Annotated in this window: 4 protein-coding genes; 3 read left to right on the forward strand and 1 reads right to left on the reverse strand. The window is 51.5% G+C overall.

The window, feature by feature from the left end; all coding sequences use genetic code 11:
* The first annotated feature begins 94 nt into the window (after positions 1 to 94).
* Positions 95 to 322 carry a DUF3389 family protein gene (locus RC73_RS19310; protein WP_039036157.1) on the forward strand — a complete coding sequence of 76 codons (228 nt, stop codon included), beginning with the start codon at positions 95 to 97 and terminating at the stop codon, positions 320 to 322.
* A gap of 4 nt (positions 323 to 326) precedes the next feature.
* Here the strand turns inward: RC73_RS19310 and RC73_RS19315 are convergent, their stop codons facing one another.
* Complete coding sequence (locus RC73_RS19315) at positions 327 to 1,334, reverse strand: glutathione S-transferase family protein (RefSeq protein ID WP_039036158.1); 1,008 nt, start codon at positions 1,332 to 1,334, stop codon at positions 327 to 329.
* Positions 1,335 to 1,512: 178 nt separating this feature from the next.
* On the opposite strand from RC73_RS19315, the gene RC73_RS19320 reads away from it, so the two are divergent.
* The gene (locus tag RC73_RS19320) at positions 1,513 to 2,184 is read left to right on the forward strand and encodes an alpha/beta hydrolase (RefSeq protein ID WP_039036160.1); all 672 of its coding nucleotides are present in this window, start codon (positions 1,513 to 1,515) and stop codon (positions 2,182 to 2,184) included.
* A gap of 538 nt (positions 2,185 to 2,722) precedes the next feature.
* A complete protein-coding gene (gene ushA, locus RC73_RS19325; RefSeq protein WP_039036159.1) occupies positions 2,723 to 4,417 on the forward strand; it encodes a bifunctional UDP-sugar hydrolase/5'-nucleotidase UshA in 1,695 nt (564 codons plus the stop codon).
* The last annotated feature ends 85 nt before the right edge of the window (positions 4,418 to 4,502 follow it).

Here is a 4,502-nt window from a genome sequence, read left to right on the forward strand (position 1 = left end):
GATATCCTGTTAATCACAAGGCAGCTCCGCTTAAGTGAACTACGTTGCGCTTTAGCGGGCGTTTTTGATTGAGAAACCATTGGGAGGAGAGGGGATGAAAATTAACTGCGAGCAGGGGCGATTGCTGCTGAGCCCCAATGAGCTGCAAGTTCGTTTGCCGGCCATGCAGACAGTGTTGATGGCGCTGAGCGACGATATCCGTTTGCTCAAAGGCCCTTGCATTCTGCTGGCCGATGCCGGCGCCGTGCGTTGGCAGTTGCGGCTCGACTCCGATGAACAGCTCGAGCAACTGGCAGACTTTTACGGCCTGACGCCCGAGTGATTTACTATTCCAGTCTGTGGCGTTGATGGCTGCGCTGATAGTCTAACTCGGGGCCCTGGGGCACGATGCGACTGGGGTTTATCTGTCCATGGCTGTAGTAGTAGTGCTGCTTGATATGTTCAAAGTTGACCGTGGCGGCAATACCGGGGTACTGATACAGATCGCGCAGGTATTGGCTCAGCGCCGGGTAGTCTTCAATACGGCGTTTATTGGTCTTGAAGTGACCCACATAGACAGCATCGAAACGGATTAAGGTGGTAAACAAGCGCCAGTCGGCCTCAGTGAGTTGTGAGCCTGTGAGAAAGCGGCGCTCACTCAATTGCAACTCCAATCTGTCAAGGGCACTGAACAGCTGCTCAAAGGCCTCTTGATAGGCTTGTTGTGAGGTGGCAAAACCGGCCCGGTAAACCCCGTTATTGATATTGGGATAGATGAACTCGTTGAGCGTATCTATCTCCTCTCTCAGATGGGGCGGGTAAAAGTCCAGGTTATTGCCGGTCAGATGATCGAAGGCAGAGTTGAACATACGGATGATTTCCGACGATTCATTACTGACTATGGTCTGATGATGTTTGTCCCACAAGACAGGTACTGTCACCCGACCGCTATAATCGGCCGCGGCGAGCTGGTAAATTTGGTAGAGGAATGCTTTGCCAAACAAAGGGTCTTGCTCGGCGCCCTGGATAGGGTGGCCGCCCTTGGGGCCCGCCTCTGTGGCAAATTCCCAACCATTTTCCAACATATGGGGCTCGACCACAGTCATTGAGATAAGCGCCTCCAATCCCTTCAAGGCGCGAAATATCAAGGTTCTGTGGGCCCAGGGGCAAGCGAGTGAAACATAGAGATGGTAGCGGCCCGGTTCGGCCTTGAATCCACCTTGACCACTGGGGCCCGGGCTACCATCCGGGGTGATCCAGTTTCGCAGCTTGGCATCTTCACGGACGAACTTGCCGCCGCTTTTGTCTGTCTGATACCACTGGTCGACCCATTTGCCCTGCTGCAATAATCCCATTTTTCGCTCCTTTAACCGCTTTGCCCTATGGCTCGCATTTCAGTCTAGGTGGTGGTTATTTATGGGTAAAGCGCGAAATACACGTGTTTTTATTCGAATTTTTAGAATGGTGCTGGCAAGGAATTCTTAGCCTGATATGATGTCGGTCACATTTTTGTCTATCAAGAAGGATGTTGTTATGTCGTCAACTACCCTGGACGCCGTTGTTATTGAACCCCGGGAGCCGGCCACCGCCTGCGTTATCTGGTTGCATGGTTTGGGTGACTCGGGTGACGGCTTTGCCCCTGTGGTGCCGGCATTGGGACTGCCGGCCGATCACTCAATACGCTTTGTGTTTCCACATGCGCCGGAGCAGGCTGTCACTGTCAATGGTGGCTATGTGATGCGCGCCTGGTATGACATCAAGAGCCTCAATCTCCATGACAGAGCCGATATGGCTGGGGTACTGCAATCCGAGCGTTTGGTTCGACAACTCATAGAGCAGCAAGTCGCCCAGGGCATTGCCGCCAACCGTATTGTGCTTGCCGGCTTCAGCCAAGGTGGGGTGATGAGCCTCTTTACCGCACTGCGCTACCCCGAAGCCTTGGCCGGTATTATGGCGTTGTCCTGTTATTTGCCGGGGGGGGAGCAGCTGCCGGAAGACTTGAGCAGCGCCAACCGTGATACACAAATCTTGCAGTGTCATGGCGAGCAGGATGATGTGGTTGCTCTCAGTGCCGGACGTATGGCCAAAGAAGCGCTTGAGCTGGGAGGATATCGGCTCGAATGGCATACATTCCCAATGGCGCACGGCGTGGTGCCGCAAGAGCTGAATCTCATCAGTCAGTGGCTGCAGGCGCGTTTGAATTAGGGAAGGTACGAATAAGTTCTAGCGACGTCCTTATTGAGAGAGTGGCTGACACAGAATTGGCATTCAAAGCTACTGCCTGAAGGCATACCTGGGGTTTGACTGGGCCGGATAACGCAGAGTACAGGTGGAACTTGTTCACACTTTCCTAATATCCAGTTTTAATTTATTGAAAAATAAGTCGTCCCATAATGGAAACGGCCTTTCAGGGGGTGTTTCCATTATCAAACAATAGCCTGCCGCTGCTAATACTTTAGTTATTTTCATATATATCAGTGCGATAGGTTTTATTGTGTGCCAAGTGCACTTTAATATCAGCAGCAAAATACGCTAAAGTATGAGAGCTCCCTGGAAGCCTATTCTAAATTGTGAACAGTTTGTGTTATTTCCCGCCTTAAAATCATGCATTTAACTCCTGTTTGTTAATAAAAGTGACATGTTTTTGACTTAATCTTGCTAGTATGTCGGGCGCGGGAAGTTCGCTTCTCCGCTTATTAATGATGATGGTAAAAATAAATAAAAACATGGGGTTGATTTAACAATGTCTAATAAACTGATGAAAGGACTTTTGGCGACAGCCATTCTGGCTGCTCTCGCCGGTTGTAACAGTGATGACAAGGATCCGGCACCGGAAGTCTGCGGCGCCGATAACTGCACCAAGTTCACCATTTTACACACCAATGACAACCATGGCCGCTTCTGGGAAAACAGTGACGGTGAGTATGGTATGGCAGCCCGTAAGACGCTGGTTGATCGCTTACGCAACGAAGTGGAAAGCAACGGCGGCCAGGCTCTGTTGCTCTCAGGTGGTGATATCAACACAGGTGTGCCTGAGTCGGATCTGCAAAATGCCGAGCCTGACTTTATCGGCATGAACCTGATTGGCTATGACGCCATGGCCGTGGGTAACCACGAGTTTGATAACCCACTGAGTGTGTTGGATATGCAGCGCGAGCTCGCCGAGTTTCCTATGCTGGCTGCCAACATCTACAAAAAAGATGGCAGCCGTTACTTCGAGCCTTACAAGGTTTTCGATATTAAAGGTCTTAAAGTGGCTGTCATAGGTTTGACCACAGAAGATACCGCCAAGATAGGTAACCCTGAGTTTATCGGCGAGCTTGAGTTTACTGATCCCAAAGAAGAGATCAAAAAGGTCATCAAAGAGCTCAATGATAACAAAGCCGCCGATATCATAGTGGCAACCACTCACATGGGGCACTATGCCGATGGCCAAAACGGCAGCAATGCCCCGGGTGACGTGGCCATGGCTCGCGCCCTGGAAGAGGGACAGCTGCAGGTCATCATAGGTGGCCACTCACAGAATCCGGTTTGTATGGAACCCGGTAGTCAGAGCTATGCCGACTTCAAACCCGGTGATGATTGCCTTCCTGATCAGCACAAAGGCACCTGGATCATGCAGGCCCATGAGTGGGGTAAATATGTTGGCCGCGCCGATTTTGAATATTATGGTGGCAAACTGCACCTGGTCAGCTACAAGCTGATCCCGGTCAACCTGAGAAAACTGGATGCAGAAGGCAAGAAGACAGAGGAACTGGCCGGTGAGCCGATCCCTGCCGATACCACAGTGAAGGCTGTACTGCAGCAATATCAGGACAAGGGTAGTGAAAAACTGGGCGAAATCATCGCCACTACCGATGGCAAACTGGAAGGCGATCGCGGCGTGGTTCGTGGTCAGCAGACCAACCTGGGCCGTTTGCTCGCCATGGCGCAGGCCACCAAGGTTAATGCCGATATCGGCGTGATGAACTCGGGTGGTGTACGTGACTCTATCGCCGCCGGTGATATCAGCTACCGTGATGTCCTGACAGTGCAGCCTTTCGGTAACATGATAACCCTGAGCACTATGACAGGTGCCGAGCTCAGCGATTATCTGGGTGTAGTGGCTACCATGCAGCGCGGTTCAGGGGCTTATGCCCAGATAACGGGCGTGAAAATGACAGTTGACTGTCAGGCCAAGTCGGTCGCTATCAGCGAAGTCAGCGGCAAGGATTACAGCGCAACAGATAGCTACACCTTCACTGTACCCAGCTTCAACGCAGCGGGCGGTGACGGCTATCCCAAGCTGGATCCGGTACAAACTGGCTATGTTGATGCCGAAGTCTTCTACAGCTTCCTGAAAGAGAAACAAAGCATCAAGGCCGTTGATTACGAGCCGGTAGGCGATATCGTTTATGAAAACTCCAACAGCCCACTGGGTTGTGAAGTGCCTCAGTAAATAGCATTTTAAGTCACTTTAGAGGCAGCCCTTCGGGGCTAATGCCGATCAGTTAAGACAGATCGCTTGACGATCTCACTGAAAG

Source organism: Shewanella sp. ECSMB14102 (assembly GCF_000813075.1).
GTDB lineage: Bacteria > Pseudomonadota > Gammaproteobacteria > Enterobacterales > Shewanellaceae > Shewanella > Shewanella indica.

Excerpts from the sequence above, each read along its gene's own strand:
- RC73_RS19310 (WP_039036157.1), top strand. The coding sequence starts at position 95 with ATGAAAATTAACTGCGAGCAGGGGCGATTGCTGCTGAGCCCCAATGAG.
- RC73_RS19315 (WP_039036158.1), bottom strand. The coding sequence starts at position 1,334 with ATGGGATTATTGCAGCAGGGCAAATGGGTCGACCAGTGGTATCAGACA.
- RC73_RS19320 (WP_039036160.1), top strand. The coding sequence starts at position 1,513 with ATGTCGTCAACTACCCTGGACGCCGTTGTTATTGAACCCCGGGAGCCG.
- ushA (WP_039036159.1), top strand. The coding sequence starts at position 2,723 with ATGTCTAATAAACTGATGAAAGGACTTTTGGCGACAGCCATTCTGGCT.